Source organism: Bradyrhizobium sp. USDA 4474 (assembly GCF_054057515.1).
In genome coordinates, this window is sequence record NZ_JBSRZJ010000002.1 from 1,712,991 (window position 1) to 1,732,101 (window position 19,111).

Consider the following 19,111-nt stretch of genomic DNA (forward strand, 5'->3'; position numbering starts at 1 on the left):
GGATGTGTCGGCTACTCCATCTCCCGCAGCCGCCGCGCATACAGCCTTCGCAACGGCTCGAGTTGGGTCGCCTCGGTCGCCGCAGCATAGGCTTCGCGCGCCTCCTGCTTCCGCTCCAGCCGTCGCAACAAATCCGCTCGCACCGCCGGCAACATTTCGTAGCCGTCGAGACCACCGCGCGCGGAGATCGCGTCGACGAGATCGAGCGCGCGCGCCGGGCCGTCGACCATCGAGATCGCGGCGGCATGGTTGAGCTCGATGACCGGCGAGGGATTGATGCGCAGCAGGACTTCGTAGAGCCCGGCGATCTGCGGCCAGTCGGTCTGCGCGTAGCTCGGCGCGCGGGCATGCAGCGCGGCAATCGCGGCCTGCACCACATAGGGCTGCGGCCGACCCGGCACGCGCAGCGCATCGTCGACGAGAGCCAGGCCTTCCTCGATCTGCGCGCGATCCCACAGCGAGCGATCCTGTTCTTCCAGCAGCACGATGTCGCCGGCCGCGGTCGCGCGCCCGGCGCGGCGCGCATCGTGCAGCAGCATCAAGGCGAGCAGGCCCTTGATGGCGGCGCGATCGGGCATCAGCCGGTCGAGCAGACGGCCGAGCCTGATCGCTTCGGCCGCGAAATCGGGCCGCATCAGATCGGTGCCCGAGGTCGCGACATAGCCTTCGGTGAAGACGAGGTAGATCACGGCGAGCACACCGTCGAGCCGCGGCGCCAGGGCGTCGCGCTCGGGCACTTGATAGGGAATGCCGGCGAGCCTGATCTTCTGCTTGGCGCGGACGAGGCGCTGCGCCATCGCGTCCTCACCGACCAGAAAGGCGCGCGCGACCTGCGCGGTGGAGAGGCCGCAGACGGTGCGCAGCGTCAGCGCGACCTGGACCTCGGCCGCAAACGACGGATGGCAGCAGGTGAAGATCAGCCGCAGCATGTCGTCGTCGAGCATCGCCGGCGGCTCGTCGGCACCTTGCTCGTTCAGCGCGAGCTCGTGCAGCAGCGCCTGCTGCTTGCCGCGAAAGGCGGCCTGGCGCCTGATACGGTCGATCGCCTTGTTGCGACCGACATTGACCAGCCACGCGCGCGGATTGTCTGGCCGCTCACCTGACGACCAGCGCTCCAGCGCGACAGCAAATGCATCCTGAAGCGCATCCTCGGCCAAGTCGAAATCCCCGACGAGGCGGATCAGGGTGGCCAGCGCCCGCCCCGCCTCGTCGCGGAAGACCTTGTCGATGTCGGTGGCGGCGATCACTTGTAGATCATGACCGGCCGCACCTCGATCGATCCTCGCTTGGCCTCGGGAACGCGGGCCGCGATCGCAATGGCCTCGTCGATGTCCTTGGCTTCGATCAGATAGTAGCCGCCGAGCTGCTCGCGCGTTTCCGCGAACGGGCCGTCGGTCGTCATGGTCTTGCCGTCGCGCACGCGCACCGTGGTCGCGGTCGTCGTCGGCTGCAGCCCGTCGCCCGCTTTGAAATGGCCGCTCTGGATGATCGACTGCGTGTAGGCGCCGTATTCGCCCGCCAGCTTCTGACGGTCGGCGGCCGTCATGTCGGTGAGATAGCTTTCGTTCCGGTAGATCAGCAGCAGGTACTGCATCGCTTAACTCCTGTTGTTCGGCTGGATCGCCGACATCTGTCGAATGGGGCCGACGCCAAACGACATCATCGCGAAACTATTTTTCCGATCATTGGTAGATCATGACCGGCCGCACTTCGATCGAGCCGTGCCTGGCGCCGGGAATCCGCGCGGCGAGTTCAATCGCGGCATCGAGATCCCTGGCTTCGACGAGATAGTAGCCACCGAGCTGTTCGCGGGTCTCCGCGAACGGACCATCGGTGGTCATGGTCTTGCCGTCGCGAACGCGGACGGTGGTGGCGGTGGAGGTCGGCTGCAGCCCGTCGCCGGCCTTGAAATGTCCGCTCTGGACGATCGACTGGGTGTAGGTGGAATACTCCGCCAGCAGCTTCTCGTAATCCGCGGGCGCCATCTGGCTCTGTTGTGCTTCGTTCCGATAAATCAGCAGCAGATACTGCATCGCTTCTCTCCTGTTGTTCGGCTGGATTGCCGGCATCCAGTCGAACGGGGTCCGCGCCCAACGACATCTTCAGGATAAATTATTTACGCGGCGGCGTGCGCGACGATCTCTGCTTGACGAAAACGTCACAAATGCCCATTGCGTTGTCAGTCAGTCGGCCGGACGGCCGCTCCGGCAAGTGCCGAAAGGCCGCCGGGGAGGAAAGTCCGGGCTCCCTTGACATGCGGTGCCGGATAACATCCGGCGGGGGCGACCCCAGGGAAAGTGCCACAGAGAACGAACCGCTCCCTCCTCGGAGGAAGTAAGGGTGAAAAGGTGCGGTAAGAGCGCACCGCGGATCCGGCAACGGAGCCGGCATGGTAAACCCCACCGGGAGCAAAACCGAATAGGGACGGCGTAGCGGGCAGTTCGCGAAAGCGATAACGCCGCGGGGCGATGTCAGGCCCGCCGTCCGGGTAGGTTGCTCGAGGCCATGTGCAAACATGGTCCCAGAGGAATGGCCGTCACGTATCGTCTGCGCAAGCGGGCGGTGCCCTACAGAACCCGGCTTACAGGCCGGCTGATATCTTACAGGGAGGGGTTCGATGCCGACGCATCGGACCCCTCACCAATTTCACCACTGTCATTCCGGCGGGTACGAAGCACGAGCCCGGAATCCCTCGTGGGACAGAGACGGTGGATGAATGGATTCCGGGCTCTCGCCTCGCGAGCCCCGGAATGACGGCTGTGAGTTAGGCCGCGACCTCGTTCAGGACACTCATCAGTGCCTCCGGCGCCGTCACATTCGGTGCATGGCTGGCGTCGAGCTCGAAATAGCGCCAGCCATCTTCGCTCCTCGCGCGCCTTGCGAATTGCCCGAACACATCGCCCGGCGGAATGCGCCTGCAATAGATATAGCTGCGCGGCATTGCGGGTTCGCCGGACCCGAGCTTCAGCTTGGTTTCGAAGCATTTGAGCGGCATGTTGATGCGGCGCGCGTTGAGCCAGTCGAGATCGGCCTGCGGTGTATCCGGCGGCGGCGGATTGGGCGGGATGCGGTAGCCGTCGCCGGCGGCAGCCGCCTTGCGCATCGGCTCGCGACCGCCTTCGTTGAGATCGAACAGCGACTGGCCATCGCGCGGCACGAAGGCGTCGAGATAGATCAATTGCGTGATGCGCTCGCGCGCACGATCGGCAACGCCGGTTGCGACCATGCCGCCATAGCTGTGACCAAGCAGCACGATGTCGCTGAGGTCCTCAAATTTGATGACGTTGAGGATGTCCTGGATATGCGTCTCGAGATCGACAGCGGCGCTGGCGAGATGTGACCGCTCGCCGAGCCCTGTATAGGTCGGCGCGATCAGGCGGTGGCCGGCGTGCGCCATCAGCGGATGCATTTTCCGCCACGACCAGCCGCCGGACCACGCGCCATGACAGAGCAGGAAGGTTCTCGCGCGTGCGGCCATGAGCGTTTCCATCTTTCTTGTTTGATGCGATGGAGTGTAGCGGGCAGCTCCGCGATGTAAACGACGCGACGCGCCTCAGGCCGCGCGCGACGCCTTCACCAGCACGGGCGCAAGCTGACCGGCTTCCCGGCGCAATTTGCTCGCCTCGAAGCCGTGCATGCCGACCTGCCATTGCAGGCCGACGATCGCACCCTTGGTCGGTTGCAGCAGCGCCAGCGAAGCAAACAGCGTCACCGGCAGCCATACCGCGAGTTGCAGCCACACCGGCGGCGCATAAGCGGTCTCGACCGCGAGGATCGCCGGCACCACGAGGTGGCCGACCACGACCATGACGAGATAGGCCGGGAAATCATCGGCGCGCTGGTGGAACAGCTCCTCGCCGCAATGATCGCAGGCGTCGGCCACCTTCAGGAAACGGCCGAACAGATGTCCTTGGCCGCAGTTCGGGCACTTGCCCCGAAAGCCGTGCCACATCGCCTTTGCCAGAGAAATTGAACCAGTCGCCATGATGGCACCCCTTCCGTTGTGCTGATCCATACAATAGTATATTGCATCCATACATTCAAAGGATATGGGGCTTAATTGCATGGATTGGACCCCTACAATCTCGGAGCTGTCTGGCCCGCGCTATCAGCGCATCGTGGCGGCCATGGAGGCGGACATCGCCGCGGGCCGGCTGATGCGGGGACAGCAATTGCCGACCCAGCGCGCGCTCGCCAAGGCGCTCGGCGTCGACCTGACCACGGTGACCCGCGCCTACACCGAAGCGCGGCGCCGCGGCATCATGGAGGCCCGCGTCGGCCAGGGCTCCTTCGTGTCGGAGACCAGCGCGCGCCGGGCAATCGACCTGCCGCATCCGGTCGCGATCGACCTCTCCATGAACGTGCCGCCGCACCCGCTCGAAGCGCGGCTCGACGAGCGCATCATCACTGGCTTCGAGGCCATTCGCGCGCAATCGGGCCTGACTGCATTCCTGAATTACCAGCCGCCCGGCGGCAGCGCGCATGAGCGCGAGGTCGCGGTGCGCTGGATGCGTACCCGCGTTCCGCACGCCCACGCCGACAAGCTCGTGATCTTTCCCGGCGCGCAGACGATCCTTTTCAACCTGCTTGCCTGTCTCGCGCGTCCCGGCGATGTCGTGCTGACGGAGGCCCTCACCTTCCCCGGCATCAAGGCGGCCGCGGCGCAGCTTGGCGTCAAGCTCGTCAGTGTCGCCATGGATGACGGCGGCATCCTGCCCGACGCGCTGGCGAAGGCTTGCCGCACCCACAAGCCGAAGGCCGTCTATCTCATCCCGACGCTGCATAATCCGACCACGGCGACGCTTGCCCCGGATCGCCGCAACGCAATCGCAAGAATCATCCGCGATGCCGATGTCGTTCTGATCGAGGACGATGCCTACGGGCTGCTCGACCGATCGGCCTCACCGATCGCCAACCTCATCCCGGAGCGGACATATCTCGCCACCACGCTGTCAAAATGCATCGCGCCGGCACTGCGCGTCGCCTATCTGCTGACGCCCGACAGCGGCGCGCAGCTGCTGATGCGCGGCTATCTGCAAGCCACCGTGCAGATGCCGGCACCGCTGATGGTCGCGCTGGTGACGCACTGGCTCGAGAGCGGCGTCGCCGACCACATCATCACCGCCATCCGCAACGAGGCCGTCGGCCGCCAACAATTGGCTCAGCGCGCATTGAAGGAGTTTCGGTTCCGGGCGAATCCCGCCGCGCATCATTTATGGCTGCACTTGCCGGAAGGGCGGCACGACGTCCCCGCGCATCTCTTGCGCAACGGGCTCGCGATCGTTGGCGGCGACGCCTTCACCGTCGAGGGAACATCGCCGCATGCGGCGCGCGTCTCACTCGGCGCGGCGCGCAACAGATCGGAATTGAGCGAGGCCCTGCGCATCCTCGTCGGCGCCTTGCACAAGCCCGCTGACACCAGGCAGATCGTGTAGCAAATGTTGATTGATGCTGACGGCCGTGCCTTTGTGCTATGCGCCATGAGGCCGCTCGCGGCCCAGCGCAACGCAGGGACTCATTGGTGGAAACGCTCACTTACGCACTGATCCTGTTCGGCGCACTGGCCGGCGGCTTCGTCTCGGGGCTGGCGGGATTCGGCACGGCGCTGATGGCGCTCGGCATCTGGCTCTACGTGTTGCCACCCTCGCTCGCGGTGCCGCTGGTGCTGATCTGCTCGGTGATTGCGCAGACCTCGACATTGCCCGCGATGTGGAAGAGCTTCGACCTGTCGCTGGTGTGGCCGTTCCTGATTGGCGGGTTGATCGGCGTGCCGCTCGGGACCAAGCTGGTCGCCTCCGCCGATCCAAAGGTGTTCAAGCTCAGCGTCGGCGTGCTGCTGCTGATCTTTTCGAGTGCGCTGTACCTCAACAAGAGGCAGTTTTCCGTCACCTTCGGCGGTCGCATCGCCGACGGTGCGATCGGCTTTGCCGGCGGCATTTTGGGCGGGCTGGCCGGACTGTCCGGGCCGCTGCCGATCCTGTGGGCCAACATCCGCGGCTGGAACAAGCACGAGCGGCGCGGCATCTTCCAGCTGTTCAATTTCACGGTGCTTGCGACCGCGCTGGTGCTGCAGACGGCATCAGGCCTGGTCGCATTCAAGGTGGTCTGGCTCGCGATGGTCGCATTCCCGGGCACGCTGATCGGCGCATGGGTCGGCGCGCGCGTCTATCACGCGCTGAGCGACAAGCATTTCGGCGACGTCGTGCTCGGCCTGCTGTTCCTGTCGGGCGCCACCCTGGTCTGGAACAGCATCAGCGCGCTCTAGAGCGGTTCACGAATTTATTGAATCGGAAGGGATTCCGGATCGGAGACGAATATGATTCAAGATGCTGGCTGGGATGGAGGCCAGCATCCGATGGTCCGACCAATTTCCAATGATCTGCGTAAGCGTGCGGTTGCGGCAGTTGTAAAGGGCGAGAGCTGCCGCTCGGTAGCAACACGGTTTGGGGTTGCGGTTTCGTCGGTTGTGAAGTGGTCGCAGCGTTATCGGACGACCGGCTCGGTAGCGCCCGGAAAGATGGGCGGCCATCGCAAGCCCGTGCTTGAGCCACATCGCGCCTTCATCAAGGAGCGGATCAGTCAGACGCCGCATTTGACGCTTCACGCCCTCAAGGACGAGCTTTTCGCGCGCGGGGTCAAGGTCTCCCACAATGCGGTTTGGCTGTTTCTACGGCGCGAGGGACTGCGGTTCAAAAAAAACGCTGCTCGCCCTCGAGCGAGCTCGCTCCGACATCGCGCGTAGACGCCAGCGCTGGCGCTCATGGCAGGCCAAACTCGATCCCCGGCGCCTGGTCTTTATCGACGAGACCTGGATCAAAACCAATATGGCCCCACTGCGCGGATGGGGACCAAAAGGCGAGCGGGTGCGCAGCTTCACGCCACATGGTCACTGGCGGACGCTGACATTCCTTGGCGCATTGCGCTGTGACCGTCTCACCGCACCCTGCCTGTTCGATGGCCCGATCAACGGCGAATGCTTCCGCGCCTATGTCCAGCAGGTTCTCGTCCCGCAGCTTCAGCCGGGTGACATCGTCATCTTGGACAATCTCGGCAGCCATAAATCGGCTGCCCTGCGCAGCCTGATCAAAGCCGCCGGCGCCAGGCTCTGGTACCTACCGCCATACTCCCCCGACCTCAATCCGATCGAACAAACCTTCGCCAAGATCAAGCACTGGATGCGCTCCGCCCAGAAGCGCACGATCGACGACATTTGTCGCCATATCGGCGGCCTCATCACAACCATCCAGCCCAACGAATGCAGCAACTACTTCGAAAACGCCGGATACGCTTCCATCAAAACGTGAAACGCTCTAGTCTTCCTTTTCCACTGCGCGGCAGACCAGCCGGAGCCGTGGATGGGGGACCAGGCAAGTGAGCCTCGCTACGCCGGCTCGCGCAGCGGCGGCGCAACGGGTTCAGGATCCGGCCCCTTCTGCCGTGTTGGCAATGCAAGACGCTTCCTGAATTCGCGCAGCAACAGCGACACGCTCAGGGTGGCCTGCAGCGCGTTGGTCGCGATCGACAAGTACCAGACGTGCTCCATCCGGAAGCCCGGCAAAGTCGAGAGCCAGACCGATGGCAGGGAATAGGTGAGGACCCGCATTGCCGAGGTCCACAACACCGGCTTGGTGTTCCCAAGCCCCTGGAACATGCTGGAGCAGACAAAGATCAGCCCCTGCGCCATCATGTTGAACGAGACGATGCGCAGAAAAAGCGACGCAACCGCCGTCGTCTCCGGATCGCTGGAGAACCCTGCAAGCAGCAGACGGGGCGCGAGCTGCGCGAGGATCAGAAAAGCCAGCATCACGGTGGTCGCCATGAACGACGCCTTGACAAAGGTTTCGCGCACGCGCGCGCCATTGCCGGCGCCGAAATTCTGGCCGGCGATGGGGCCTGCAGCGAGCGCGATGGCGAGCGCCGGCATCTGAATCAGGCCGAGCAGCCGCGTCCCGATGCCAAACCCTGCCTGCGCCGCCGAGCCAAACACGCTCAGCACGTAATAGCCCACCGCCATGACGATAAAGACCATCGCGAACTCGCCGCCGGCGGGCAGGCCAACATTGAGGATCCGCCTCCATTGCCGAAGCTGCGGCCGCCACTGCACGGGATGAAACGCGACATAGCGCTCCGATCTCATGAAATACGCGAGCAACATCAGAACGCCGAGCGCCACAGCAATCGAGCTCGCCAGCCCTGCTCCGGCGACCCCGAGCGCGTAGCCGGTGCCCCAGCCCGAGATGAGCACCGGCGCCAGCGCGATGTTGATGACGACCGCAAGGACCCGCACCAACATGGCGGGACGTACGATGCCTGTCGCACGCAGCGCCGACGCAATCACCTGCATGACGAATTCCAGTGCCAGATCCGGCATGAACCACAACAGATACGTGGTCCCCGCGTCGATGGTGGCTTGATCGGCCGCAACCGAGCGCATGTAGAGGGGTGAAAGGCCAGCTCCCGCGGCCAGGGTCAACAGCCCGAAGATCACCGACAGCGCGACCGCCTGGTTGAACACCAGATTGGCGTCGTCGCGATCCTTGCGTCCTACGGCATGCGCGATCAGTGCCACCGCGCCGACACCGAGCACTTGCAGCAGCGCGTTGACGAGAAATCCGGCATTGCCCGCCGCGGCGACACCCGCAACGGCAGCATCGCCCAGGCCCGAGACGAAATACAGGTCGACCAACTGGCAGATCATGATCGAGATCATGCCCGCTACGATCGGTGGCGCCATGCTCAGGATGTGGCTCACGATCGAGCCGCGCGTCAGGTCTTTCATCTCATTCCACCTTTGGCGACGTGACGGCAGGACTTCCGCCCTGCCGCCCCGCACCTCATTCCGCTGCTGCGATATGCCCGAGCTCCACCACCTGGCGCTCGAACAGGCTGCGATAGATGCCGCCGGGCTTGCCCGCGAGCACGGCGTGCGTGCCCTGCTCGACGATCTCGCCATGATCGAACACCAGGATGCGATCGAGGCTCTTCACCGTCGACAGCCGGTGCGCGATCACGATCGACGTGCGGCCCTTCATCAGCCGCTCCATCGCCTGCTGGATCAGCGCTTCCGATTCCGAATCGAGGCTCGACGTCGCCTCGTCCAGGATCAGCACCGGCGCATCCGCCAGGAAGGCACGCGCCAGCGCCACGCGCTGCCGTTCGCCGCCCGACAGTTTCACCCCGCGCTCGCCGACCAGCGTGCCGTAGCCCTTCGGCAGGCGCAGGATGAAATCGTGCGCATTGGCAAGCCGCGCCGCCTGCTCGATCGCCTCCAGGCTGGCGCCGGGCCGGCCATAGGCGATGTTCTCGGCAAGCGAGCGGTGAAACAGGATCGGCTCCTGCTGCACGATGGCGATCTGGCTGCGCAGCGATTGCTGCGTCGCCCGCGCGATATCCTGCCCGTCGATCAGCACGCGACCACCGCTGACGTCGTGGAGCCGCTGCACCAGCTTGACGAAAGTCGTCTTGCCGGAGCCGGAGCGGCCGACGAGACCGACACGTTCGCCGGCGCGGATCCTGACCGACAACCCGTCATACAGCGGCGCGCGATGGCCGCCATAATGGAACGTGACCTCGTCGAACCTGATCTCGCCGCCCTCGATCGCGATCGGTCGTGCATCAGCGGCATCGGCAATCCCGATCGGCTCATCATGGATCGCCACCAATTCCTCCATGTCGTTGACCGAACGCTGGAGGTTGTTGATGTGCATGCCGACGTCCCGCAGGTAAGCGTGGATCACGTAATAGCTCGTCAGCACATAGGTGACGTCGCCGGGCGAGGCACGCCCGGACATCCACAACAGCACCGATCCGCCGATCACGGATCCGCGCAGGCAGAGCAGCAGCGAGAGCTGCGCGATGGCGGTGTAGTTGTAGCGAAACCAGGTCCGCCTCACCCGCACGCGCCAGCGCTTGATGACGCGGGCAAGCCGCGCGTCTTCGCGCGCTTCGGCGCCGAACGATTTCACCACCGCGTTGCAGGTCAGCGCATCCGCCAGCGTGCCGCCGACCTTGGTGTCCCAGGCATTGGAGACACGCGCGGAAGGCGCGATGTAGCGCGTCGAGAACAGCACCGTCATCGTGACATAGATCGCCGCGCCGAGCGCGATCACCGCGCCGAGCGAGACCCAGTGCACGCCGAGCAGGATCATCGAGCCGATCAGCACGACCAGCGACGGCATCAGCGCCAGCAGGATGGTATCGTTCAGGAGGTCGAGCGCCCACATGCCGCGCGTGATCTTGCGCACGGTCGAGCCCGCGAAGGAGTTGGCGTGCCAGTCGGTCGAGAAGCGCTGCACGCGCAGGAAGGCGTCGTGCGCGACATCGGACATGATCTTCAGCGTGAACGGCACGATCAGCTGCAGGCCGCTCAGACGCAACACCATCGAGGCCGTCCCCAGCACCACGATGCCGCCCAACGCCACCAGCGCGGCGTGGCGCGCGGCGGCATCCGACGGGCCGCGCGTCAGCGCATCGATCAGGTGCCCCGAAAACACCGGCATGAACAGATCGGCTGCGGTCGCACCCAACAGGCCGACGGCGATGGCCAGCGCGCGCCCCGGCTGCTTGAGCCAGTGCCGGAACACGAAGGGCAGCACCACGCGGATCGCCGCGGGCTTTTTTGACGATGCGGTCATGGCGTCATCCGGCCGCTTTGGCGCGGACCGGCTCCATCGATGGACGCAGGCCGGCCGCGAAGGCCGTGACGGCGTCACTCAAAACTGACTTTGACTAGGGAAGCGAGGCGATCGGGGCCTCTGGGCTAAACCCCGGCCCGATCGAAGCTGGCGGAAGTGGCCTCTAGGCCGAAAAATTACCGAGCCAGACCATCATCGAGCGCGGAAACGCGATCTGCGAATGCGACGAAATCATGCAAATCTCTCCCCGGTTCGATTGAATGAGGCGCGCTTTATAGATGTGGCATTCGCGATTTGCAACGGGTGCCGTGCGAGATCACGCACGAGTGTTGCTTTTTGGTGCGCGGCCGATCGCTTCGCGTCAGTGCGCGCCGCCGCCACCGCCGGCCATCGGAGCCGGCTTGTTCAGCAGGGTGACCAGCAGGCTGAGGCCGAGATAGAACACCGTCAGCACGAAGAAGGCGTCGCCGAAGCTCATCACCACGGCCTGGCGATGCACGATCTGGCTGAGCTCCTTCATCGCCATCAGCGTGGAATCGCCAAGCCCCTGGAACTTCTGCATCAGCATCGTCAGGGTTTCGGTCGCCGTCGCATTGCCCCACGTCACGCGCTCTTGCAGGCGCGTGATGTGCAGATCGGTGCGATCGTTGAGCACGGTGTTGATGACGGCAAGGCCGACGGCGCCGCCGAGGTTGCGCATCAGGTTGAACAGGCCGCTCGCATTCTTCACCTTGTCGGGCGCCAGCGTGCCCAGCGCGACGTTGTTGGTCGGCACCATCGCGAACATCATGCCGATGCCGCGCAGGATCTGCGGCACCAGCAGCTCATAGAAATCGTAGTCGCGGGTGATCCAGGTCATCTGGTAGGAGCCGATCGCGAACACGATCAGGCCGAACGCGATCATGTAGCGCATGTCGAGCCTCACCATGAGGCGGCCGACCAGGGGCGCGACCAGGAACATCGTGATGCCGGAGACGAACATGGTCTCGCCGATCATCAGCGCGCTGTAGCCGCGCACCTCCGCGAGATAGCGCGGATAGATGTAGGTCAGGCCGTAGAGGCCGATGCCGATACAGAACTGCAGGACGCAACCGACGGCGAAATTGCGGTTGGAGAAGGTGCGCAGGTTGACGATCGGCTCGGCCGCCGTGAACACGCGCCAGAAGAAGGCGATCGCCGAGATGATGCAGATCCAGGCGCAGATCGCCACCGAGGTGTCCTGCATCCATTCATATTGCGGGCCTTCCTCCAGCACATATTCCAGCGTGCCGAGAAAGCCGGCCATGAAGATCAGCCCCCACCAGTCGAAGCGGTCGAGCAGTTCGAAATGCGGCTCGTCGAAATCGACCAGCGCCCAAACGCCCAAGGTGATGCCGATGCCGGGAACGACGTTGATGAAGAACAGCCAGTTCCACGTCATCAAATCGGTGATGTAGCCGCCGACGGTCGGTCCGATCGTGGGAGCCAGGGTCGCAACAAGCCCGATGATGGGGCCGACGATGTGGAATTTCGAGCGCGGAAACACGGTGTAGGCCGAGGCGAACACCGTCGGGATCATGCCGGCGCCGAGGAAGCCCTGCAGCGCGCGCCAGAGGATCATCTCCTCGATGGTCGTGGCGAAGCCGCAGAGCAGGCTCGACATCGTGAAACCCGCCGCCGAGATCGCGAACAGCAGCCGCGTGCCGAAGGCGCGCGACAGGAACCCGGAGAGCGGGATCGCGATCACTTCGGCGATCAGATAGGCGGTCTGGACCCAGGAGACCTCGCTCGAACTCGCCGACAGGCCGGCCTGGATTTCGCTCAAGGAGGCGGAGACGATCTGAATGTCCAGGATCGACATGAACATCCCGAACACCATGATGATGAAGGCGAGCAGCCGCTTCGGCGCAATGCGCTCCGAAGCGTCTGACGCCATCATGGCAGGGGAAGCGGTCGCGGCATTCGCCATGGTCTGACCTCGCAGCGCCCGATGGCGCCTACTGCGGATGGATCATGGTGGGATCGTCGAGATCGATCTCGCTGTCGGCGTCGGCGGCACCCTTGTTGGTGTCGACGGTGGCGTAGACCGACATGCCCGCACGGAGCAGGTTCTGCTTCGCAACCGCCTTCGGCACGCGGATGCGGACCGGCACGCGCTGCACGATCTTGGTGAAGTTGCCGGTGGCGTTGTCGGGCGGCAGCAGCGTGAACACCGAGCCCGCGCCGGCGGCGATGCTGTCGACGACGCCCGAGAATTTGCGCATGCCATAGGCATCGACCTTGATCGTCACCGGCTGGCCGGGACGGATGCGCTTGAGCTGGGTTTCCTTGAAATTGGCGTCGATGTAGACGTCGTCGAGCGGCACGACATTGCCGAGCCGCTGGCCGACGGCGATGAAGTCGCCGGCGCTGACGAGACGGTTGGAGAAGATGCCGTCGACCGGCGCGCGCACCGCCGTGAAGCCGAGGTCGCGCTCGGCCTTGGCGAGCGTGGTCTTGAGCTCGGCGAGCTGCGCCTGCGCTTCGGCCTGCTGGGCCTTGGCGACGTCGACATTGCTCACCGCCACGTCGTACGCCGCCTGCGCGGCCTTGACCGCGGCAGCGCCCTGGTCGCGTCCGGCTTCCGAGCTCTCGAACGTCGCACGCGAGGCAAAGCCCTTGCTGCTCAGCGCCTGCTGGCGGTCATAATCGAGATCGGCGCGCTTGAGGCCAGCTTCCGCGGAGACGAGCTGCGCCTTCGCTTGCGCGACCTGGCTGTCGAGCGCCGCGATCTGGCGACCGATGCGATCGATCGTGGCCTGCTGGGTCGCGATCCGGGTCGCAGCCGCATCGACCGCGATCTTGTAGTCGCCGTCGTCGATGCGCAGGATGGTGTCGCCGGCATGCACCAGCGTGTTGTCGCCGGCGAGAATCGAGGAGACGTGGCCCGACACGCGCGCGCCCAGCATGGTGTTGTTGGCGCGGACATAGGCGTCGTCGGTGGAGACGAAGAAGCGGCCGACCAGCGTGTAGTAGCCGGCATAGCTCGCCGCCGCGAGCGCCAGCACGAGGCCGATGCCCGTCATGATGAACTTGCGCTTGCGGGATTTCGGCGCCGCGGGCGCGGAGGCCGTCGGGGCCGGCTGGTCGATCACGGGCTTCTCCGGGGCCTCGCTGGTACGGCGCTTGGTCTCTTCGGCCACGTGAGAGCGCAACTGCTCGGCAAGCGCTGCGGACTTCTCAGGCGCAGCGTCACCATTCGCAGTCGTCTCCACCGCTTCCTGGCGAAGCACGCGCGCAGCCTGGTCTCTCGATGTGGCCATAAAGGCCTCCCCAAAAAAAGCGCCAGGGCGGCCGTCCTGCGGCCTGGTCCCTGCCACCCATCCAAATATCATTGACCGAACGGTTCGGTCAATATACATATTAGTCCGAGCCGGACCCTACTGGCCCGAATCCTTTATTTGGGTTTCATGGTCCATGCTCCGAGCCAAAACCGTTCGAGACCCTGAACCAATGGTTGCAGCCGACCGCGAACATCTGCACGTCGTCTCCGAAGAGGACAGCTCCAAGCGCCGCCAGATCCTGGCCGGCGCCCACAAAGTGTTCATGGACCTGGGTTTTGACGGCGCCAGCATGGGCGAGATTGCGCGTGCGGCCGGCGTCTCAAAGGGCACGCTCTACGTTTATTTCGCCGACAAATCCGCGCTGTTCGAAGCCATCCTCGAGGAGGAGGCGCTATTTCACGGCCAGGTCGCGTTCAACTTCGACCCCGGGCGGGACGCCGAGACGACCTTGAAGGATTTCGGCCAGGCCTATCTGCATCTGCTCTGCCGGCCCGGCGGCGGATCGGCGATCCGCACCGTGATGGCGATCGCCGAGCGCATGCCCGACGTCGGCCGCCGCTATTATCTGCGCGTGCTGGACAAGACCATCAACCGCCTGTCCGACTATCTCAAAGCCCATGTCGTCTCCGGCAATCTGGCGATCGACGATTGCGACCTGGCGGCGTCGCAGTTCATGGAACTGTGCAAGGCCTCGCTGTTCCTGCCCTTCGTCTTCCAGGCCGCTCCGCCGCCGTCGGAGCAGCGCATGACGGAAGTGATCGAGAGCGCGACGCGGATGTTCCTGGGGGCCTACAAGGCGAAGTGACGGCAGCCGCCGCGCGTTGCGCATGTGCCTTGCGCCGCTATATTGGGGATCATGTCCCGTGATCTTCGCCCGCCGGTCGATATCCTCCATTATGAGATCGTCCAGGAACAAGCCTCGGCGCTTGGACGGATGGGCCGCACGCTCGAGCAGGCGCTGGCGCGATTGCGCGAATTCGACGCGACCCACGCGGTTTCAGAGACGCCGGCATCGAGGCAGCCGGCGAGGCGCAAGCTGGTGATGGAAGCCGGACAGGCGCTCTGGATGTTCGTCGTGCAACGCGAGGCGACGGGGCTGCGCGACAGCAGGCATATCATGCGGACGTACGATGTCCCCGCCGAAGTGCAGCGCTGCATGGGGCTCGCGGCGCCGTCGAAGCCGACCTCGAGGTAAGCACGCGCGTTTAATCGTCCGAGGACTCGTCTTCCTCGCTGCCCCTGTCGTGCCTGCCTTTGTGCGTGCCGAGCGAGCCGGTCACGGCGGGATCGCGATTGCTCGCATACGGACTGCGCCGCTGCGCACGCGCGGCCACCTCTTCGCCGGACACCGCGGCCGGCTGGCAGATCAGGCGGCGGCTGGCGCGGCGCATCAAGTCCACGTGGATGTGATCGTAGTGATAGACGTTCGAGCCCGGCGCGAGCACGGTGGTGAAATGCGCGCACGCGCCCGCCTGGACGTCGCGCAGGAAGCCCTGCTCTTCCGGCATGCCGTGCCAGCCGTCCTTCACGGTGATGCGGCGGCCGTCGGCGAGCGTGAATGCGGCGACGTCGAGTGCGTTGCCGAAGGCGTGCTCGGAGATATGAGCGTGCGGGTTACCGTTCATGCCGCGGCAGGAATAGGCGGAGATCTGCTTGATCTCGACCACGCGGGCGCCGAACCAGCGCATCGCCGACGGCTGCACGCTGTCGGCAAACCAGCGGTCGAGCTCGGATACAATCGGACAGGCCAGCGTCGCCGTCGGCTTCACCATGACCGGACCGACGGCGGCGACAGCATTGCCCTGCGCGGGACCGAGACGCGGCAGCGGCTGCTGCGCGGGCGCCTGGGAGTAAGGCGCGGGCGGCCGTGCCGGATAGCTCGGCGCATTCATGTAGCGCGCCGCGCCTTCGGCATCGGTGCCCTCGGGCGGCAGATCGATCTCGTCCTCCTGCGGCGCGACGCCGGGCGCGCTGAGCGACACCGGAGCCGACGACGCGCCATAGCCGGCGGGCTGGCGCACCGCGCTCTCGGGATAGTTCGACCGCTGCGGATAGCCGGATGCGGGATAATTCGATTGCGGCTGCGTCACCGGCCAGCGCGGCTGGTTGCCGACATTGCCGGGCGGGCGCAGTTCCTCGTCGGCAAAACCGTAGCTGCCGGTGGCTTCGCCGATCGCGGCGACCTTCAGCGGAAATTCAGCGCCGCACATGCCGGGTCCGGAGATCGGATCGATCCGGACGATGTCGGGGCTCTCTTTGACGGCGCCTGATTTCAGGCACGCCGCTTCGGCCTCGGCCCGCCACGGTTCACGTTCGGCCTGGAACAAGCCGCGTCCGCAACCCGCGAGCGATGCGAGGACGATGGAGCCGACGAGATACAAACGAACTCCGCGCGTCATGTACGCACGTTCGGTGAATTTACTTAAAGACTCTTCAACACGTTGATTTCAGCTTTCCTTAACCATACCGGCCGCGCGCGCGCAGGGCGGCCGTCGTGATGGTGGGCAAGGCGCCGCGATGCGGGCGAGACGTTCATGCGCAATCTCCCTCGCATGCGCCGTCAGCCACCCGGGCAGGCGTTGTGAGGTCCATCACAGAAGGCCTGGTGTGTCAGGCATAGGGTCGAACCACATCCGGTCTACGGCCGACTTCAGTCCATCTCGGGACCACGCTCTTTCGGAGATTGTCATGAACAAGCTCACCATCGCCGCCACCGCACTGTTCCTCGCCTCGACTGCCGTCGCGCATGCCGGGAATTCGATCTCGTTCCAGATCCAAGGCCAGCACATCCGCATCGAGACGCCGCGCAACTGTGCCTCGCTCGATTGCGTCGCCATCGTGGCACCGGGCCTGTCGAACAAGCCGATCAGGCTCAACGACATCAACCTCAACAGCCTCGGCGGCTCCAAGGACGATGACGCCACCACGCCATCGACGACGACTGCGCAGCCTGCGCCGGCTCCGCCGCAGCCGCCCGTGCAACAGGCGCCGATGCAGGCCACAGCGCCGGCCGCGCCCACCGTTGCTCCCGCTGCGCCAGCCACTGATGTCACCGCGGCGCCGTCCGTCGACACGCTCTCGCAGCCTGCGCCGGTTGCAGCCCCCGCTCCCGTGGTCGCGCCCGCGCCGATTGCCGCGGCTCCCGCTTATGCGCCGCCGCCTGCTCCCGCTGCGGCAGCACCGGTACAGGCCGCCACCACGCCGATCGGCGTATGGGCGACCGAAGAGAACAAGGGCAATGTCCGGGTCGAACAATGCGGTCCCAATCTCTGCGGCTATGCCGAGAAGACCAATGAGCGGATCCTGATCAACATGAAGCCCGACGGCGCCAAGTGGAGCGGCCGCATCCACGATCCCGACTCCGGTCGCAATTACGACTCGACGATCGCCATGAAGGGCCCGAACGCGATGCGCGTGCAGGGCTGCGCGTTCGGCGGAATGTTCTGCGGCGGCCAGACCTGGAAGCGGGTGAGCTGAGACTTCGATCGGCAAGCCTTCTTGTTCTTATGGACGCCACGTCCCTGTTTCAGGGACGTGGCGTTTGAACGTTCACCGTTTCCATGCAACAGATGTTCATCCGCCATTCAGCAATCTCCGGCTGATATCGGCCAGATTTGCCTCGCCTTCTCATGGGGACCTCATTCGTGGCTATGCTGGTGGCTTGGCGCCGCGTCGTGTTTGCTTTGCCGCTGCTGGCGCTGCCGCTGGCCGGCGCGGATCATGCGCGCGCGTCCGACGCGATCGAGCTCGCGCAAACACAGCCGCAGGCCCAACCGACGCCTGCCACCTCCCCAACACCTTCAGCAGCGCCGACGCCGTCAACTGATGCGCAATCCGCCGCCGCGGAGCCGATCGGCAACGTCGCGACCGTGACGGGCATTGCGACCGTGGTCCGCGACAAGAACTCTTATCCGCTGAAAGTACGCGACGACATCTATCTCAATGACATCGTGCAGACGTCCTCGAATTCGTCGCTCGGCATCACCTTCAACGACGCCACCACGTTCAACCTCTCCGCGAGCGCCAAGATCACCATCGACACCTACGTCTACGAGGATGGCGGCAAGCAGAATTCGGCGATCTTCGACATCGGCAAGGGCACGGTCGCCTTCGTCGCCGCTGCAGTGGCCAAGACCGGCGACATGAAGATCGCGACGCCGACCGCGACGCTTGGCATCCGCGGCACCACCGGTGTCGTCGACGTTCCCGAGAACGCGGCCGCAACCAGCGCCAGCAACGTCAACATCAAGCTCTACCCCGACGCTGACGGCCGGGTCGGCCACATCGACGTCAACGATCGCGCCAGTGGCACGCGGCTCGGCTCGCTGACGCAAGGGTCGAGCGGCTTTGCGATCCGGCCCGGTGCGGCCGGCCCGGGCGGCATGCGCTTTGCGGCGGTGCCGATCACCATCCCGCCGCAGCAGATCGAGCGCGATCGCGGCATCGTCAGCCAGGTCCACGCGGCGCAGACCACGGGCCGCCAGATCGTCACCGAGCAGCGCGATTTCCGCCGCGCCAACCCGAGCGCGGTCAGCCGGATTCCTCGGCCGGCGCAGTCGCCGCAGCAACAGCAATTGCGTCCGAACCCGGCGCCGAACCAGCAACAGCCGCAGCGGCCGAACGGCCAGCCTGGTCAAAACAACCGTCCGGGCCAGCAGCCGCCGACTCAGCAACAGCCGCAACGGCAAGGTGGCGCCGCACAGCCCGGCACGCCGCGCACGGGCCAAGGCACGCAACAAGGCACGCAACGAGGTCAGCAGCAACCGGGCCAGAAGCCAGCCACTGCGCAACCGCCCGCCCAGCCGCGCACCACGCAACCGGGCGGGGCGACGCAGCCAAAGCGCAGCGGACAATCTCCGCAGCAGCCTGGCGCGGTTACGCCGGCGCAGCCGAATGGCACCACGCCGCAACCGCCGCGCACCGGATTGCAGCCCGGCACACAGCCAGCCGTCCAGCCGCAACAGGGCGCCGCGCCGCGCCAGCCCGGCTTCCAGCAGCGCCTCCCCGGCGCGCGCCCCGCCGTGCCGCGCAAGCCCGCGCCGGCTCCAGCGCCGAAGGAGAGGAAAAAACGGTAGAGAAGGCGCACCAGCCCCTCCGCGTCATTGCGAGCGCAGCGAAGCAATCCAGACTGTCTCCACGGAAGCAGTCTGGATTGCTTCGTCGCAAGAGCTCCTC

At 65.3% G+C, this 19,111-nt stretch carries 17 protein-coding genes and 1 other RNA gene; 8 read left to right on the forward strand and 10 right to left on the reverse strand.

Translation table 11 applies throughout. The annotated features are described in order from the left end of the window. Positions 1–11: 11 nt before the first annotated feature. The 3 genes from ACVW16_RS09880 to ACVW16_RS09890 form a co-directional block, all read right to left on the reverse strand. Complete coding sequence (locus ACVW16_RS09880) at positions 12–1,244, reverse strand: RNA polymerase sigma factor (protein ID WP_456705055.1); 1,233 nt, start codon at positions 1,242–1,244, stop codon at positions 12–14. After that, positions 1,244–1,594: a YciI family protein gene (locus tag ACVW16_RS09885; protein ID WP_456736018.1), complete on the reverse strand. Its 351-nt coding sequence runs from the start codon at positions 1,592–1,594 to the stop codon at positions 1,244–1,246. The genes ACVW16_RS09880 and ACVW16_RS09885 overlap by 1 nt, the downstream gene beginning before the upstream one ends. Before the next feature lie 88 nt (positions 1,595–1,682). Further along, positions 1,683–2,033 carry a YciI family protein gene (locus tag ACVW16_RS09890; protein ID WP_456699056.1) on the reverse strand — a complete coding sequence of 117 codons (351 nt, stop codon included), beginning with the start codon at positions 2,031–2,033 and terminating at the stop codon, positions 1,683–1,685. A 150-nt stretch (positions 2,034–2,183) separates the two neighbouring features. Here ACVW16_RS09890 and rnpB point away from each other — a divergent pair. Continuing rightward, positions 2,184–2,600: RNase P RNA component class A (rnpB, locus tag ACVW16_RS09895), an RNA gene on the forward strand. Between the two features lie 164 nt (positions 2,601–2,764). On the opposite strand, the gene ACVW16_RS09900 is transcribed toward rnpB, so the two are convergent. Continuing rightward, the gene (locus tag ACVW16_RS09900) at positions 2,765–3,478 is read right to left on the reverse strand and encodes an alpha/beta fold hydrolase (RefSeq protein ID WP_456736019.1); all 714 of its coding nucleotides are present in this window, start codon (positions 3,476–3,478) and stop codon (positions 2,765–2,767) included. Positions 3,479–3,553: 75 nt separating this feature from the next. Next, on the reverse strand, positions 3,554–4,015 hold the full coding sequence (locus ACVW16_RS09905; protein WP_456736020.1) for a DUF983 domain-containing protein: 462 nt from the start codon (positions 4,013–4,015) through the stop codon (positions 3,554–3,556). 49 nt (positions 4,016–4,064) lie between these two features. Between ACVW16_RS09905 and ACVW16_RS09910 the strand changes: the two genes are divergently transcribed. From ACVW16_RS09910 to ACVW16_RS09920, 3 genes are all read left to right on the forward strand, one after another. Beyond that, the gene (locus ACVW16_RS09910; protein WP_456736021.1) at positions 4,065–5,435 is read left to right on the forward strand and encodes an aminotransferase-like domain-containing protein; all 1,371 of its coding nucleotides are present in this window, start codon (positions 4,065–4,067) and stop codon (positions 5,433–5,435) included. 86 nt (positions 5,436–5,521) lie between these two features. Further along, on the forward strand, positions 5,522–6,265 hold the full coding sequence (locus ACVW16_RS09915; RefSeq protein WP_456699060.1) for a sulfite exporter TauE/SafE family protein: 744 nt from the start codon (positions 5,522–5,524) through the stop codon (positions 6,263–6,265). Between the two features lie 90 nt (positions 6,266–6,355). Continuing rightward, positions 6,356–7,304 (forward strand): IS630 family transposase gene (locus ACVW16_RS09920; protein ID WP_456738136.1). Its coding sequence is split into 2 segments (ribosomal slippage): positions 6,356–6,691 and positions 6,693–7,304, totalling 948 coding nucleotides; the frame shifts between segments, so codons are not numbered across the junction. Between the two features lie 77 nt (positions 7,305–7,381). Here ACVW16_RS09920 and ACVW16_RS09925 read toward each other — a convergent pair. The 4 genes from ACVW16_RS09925 to ACVW16_RS09940 form a co-directional block, all read right to left on the reverse strand. Next, positions 7,382–8,779, reverse strand: a complete 1,398-nt coding sequence (locus ACVW16_RS09925; protein ID WP_456736022.1) for an MATE family efflux transporter — start codon at positions 8,777–8,779, stop codon at positions 7,382–7,384. A gap of 55 nt (positions 8,780–8,834) precedes the next feature. Beyond that, positions 8,835–10,634 carry an ABC transporter ATP-binding protein gene (locus ACVW16_RS09930; protein WP_456736023.1) on the reverse strand — a complete coding sequence of 600 codons (1,800 nt, stop codon included), beginning with the start codon at positions 10,632–10,634 and terminating at the stop codon, positions 8,835–8,837. Between the two features lie 361 nt (positions 10,635–10,995). Further along, complete coding sequence (locus ACVW16_RS09935; protein WP_456736024.1) at positions 10,996–12,582, reverse strand: DHA2 family efflux MFS transporter permease subunit; 1,587 nt, start codon at positions 12,580–12,582, stop codon at positions 10,996–10,998. Between the two features lie 28 nt (positions 12,583–12,610). After that, positions 12,611–13,915, reverse strand: coding sequence for an HlyD family efflux transporter periplasmic adaptor subunit (locus ACVW16_RS09940; RefSeq protein ID WP_456736025.1), 1,305 nt, complete (start codon positions 13,913–13,915; stop codon positions 12,611–12,613). A gap of 190 nt (positions 13,916–14,105) precedes the next feature. Here ACVW16_RS09940 and ACVW16_RS09945 point away from each other — a divergent pair, with 190 nt between their 5' ends. Together ACVW16_RS09945 and ACVW16_RS09950 are read left to right on the forward strand one after the other, a co-directional pair. After that, complete coding sequence (locus tag ACVW16_RS09945) at positions 14,106–14,741, forward strand: TetR/AcrR family transcriptional regulator (protein WP_456736026.1); 636 nt, start codon at positions 14,106–14,108, stop codon at positions 14,739–14,741. A gap of 51 nt (positions 14,742–14,792) precedes the next feature. Next, positions 14,793–15,131, forward strand: a complete 339-nt coding sequence (locus ACVW16_RS09950) for a DUF6665 family protein (protein ID WP_456736027.1) — start codon at positions 14,793–14,795, stop codon at positions 15,129–15,131. A 10-nt stretch (positions 15,132–15,141) separates the two neighbouring features. Here the strand turns inward: ACVW16_RS09950 and ACVW16_RS09955 are convergent, their stop codons facing one another. Beyond that, on the reverse strand, positions 15,142–16,335 hold the full coding sequence (locus ACVW16_RS09955) for an extensin family protein (RefSeq protein WP_456736028.1): 1,194 nt from the start codon (positions 16,333–16,335) through the stop codon (positions 15,142–15,144). A gap of 289 nt (positions 16,336–16,624) precedes the next feature. On the opposite strand from ACVW16_RS09955, the gene ACVW16_RS09960 reads away from it, so the two are divergent. Then, on the forward strand, positions 16,625–17,413 hold the full coding sequence (locus ACVW16_RS09960) for a DUF2147 domain-containing protein (protein ID WP_456736029.1): 789 nt from the start codon (positions 16,625–16,627) through the stop codon (positions 17,411–17,413). A gap of 176 nt (positions 17,414–17,589) precedes the next feature. Further along, positions 17,590–19,011: a FecR domain-containing protein gene (locus ACVW16_RS09965; protein WP_456738212.1), complete on the forward strand. Its 1,422-nt coding sequence runs from the start codon at positions 17,590–17,592 to the stop codon at positions 19,009–19,011. Positions 19,012–19,111 lie beyond the last annotated feature (100 nt).

Excerpts from the sequence above, each read along its gene's own strand:
- ACVW16_RS09885 (WP_456736018.1), bottom strand. The coding sequence starts at position 1,594 with ATGCAGTACCTGCTGCTGATCTACCGGAACGAAAGCTATCTCACCGAC.
- ACVW16_RS09890 (WP_456699056.1), bottom strand. The coding sequence starts at position 2,033 with ATGCAGTATCTGCTGCTGATTTATCGGAACGAAGCACAACAGAGCCAG.
- ACVW16_RS09900 (WP_456736019.1), bottom strand. The coding sequence starts at position 3,478 with ATGGCCGCACGCGCGAGAACCTTCCTGCTCTGTCATGGCGCGTGGTCC.
- ACVW16_RS09905 (WP_456736020.1), bottom strand. The coding sequence starts at position 4,015 with ATGGATCAGCACAACGGAAGGGGTGCCATCATGGCGACTGGTTCAATT.
- ACVW16_RS09910 (WP_456736021.1), top strand. The coding sequence starts at position 4,065 with ATGGATTGGACCCCTACAATCTCGGAGCTGTCTGGCCCGCGCTATCAG.
- ACVW16_RS09925 (WP_456736022.1), bottom strand. The coding sequence starts at position 8,779 with ATGAAAGACCTGACGCGCGGCTCGATCGTGAGCCACATCCTGAGCATG.
- ACVW16_RS09930 (WP_456736023.1), bottom strand. The coding sequence starts at position 10,634 with ATGACCGCATCGTCAAAAAAGCCCGCGGCGATCCGCGTGGTGCTGCCC.
- ACVW16_RS09935 (WP_456736024.1), bottom strand. The coding sequence starts at position 12,582 with ATGGCGAATGCCGCGACCGCTTCCCCTGCCATGATGGCGTCAGACGCT.
- ACVW16_RS09940 (WP_456736025.1), bottom strand. The coding sequence starts at position 13,915 with ATGGCCACATCGAGAGACCAGGCTGCGCGCGTGCTTCGCCAGGAAGCG.
- ACVW16_RS09945 (WP_456736026.1), top strand. The coding sequence starts at position 14,106 with ATGGTTGCAGCCGACCGCGAACATCTGCACGTCGTCTCCGAAGAGGAC.
- ACVW16_RS09950 (WP_456736027.1), top strand. The coding sequence starts at position 14,793 with ATGTCCCGTGATCTTCGCCCGCCGGTCGATATCCTCCATTATGAGATC.
- ACVW16_RS09955 (WP_456736028.1), bottom strand. The coding sequence starts at position 16,335 with ATGACGCGCGGAGTTCGTTTGTATCTCGTCGGCTCCATCGTCCTCGCA.
- ACVW16_RS09960 (WP_456736029.1), top strand. The coding sequence starts at position 16,625 with ATGAACAAGCTCACCATCGCCGCCACCGCACTGTTCCTCGCCTCGACT.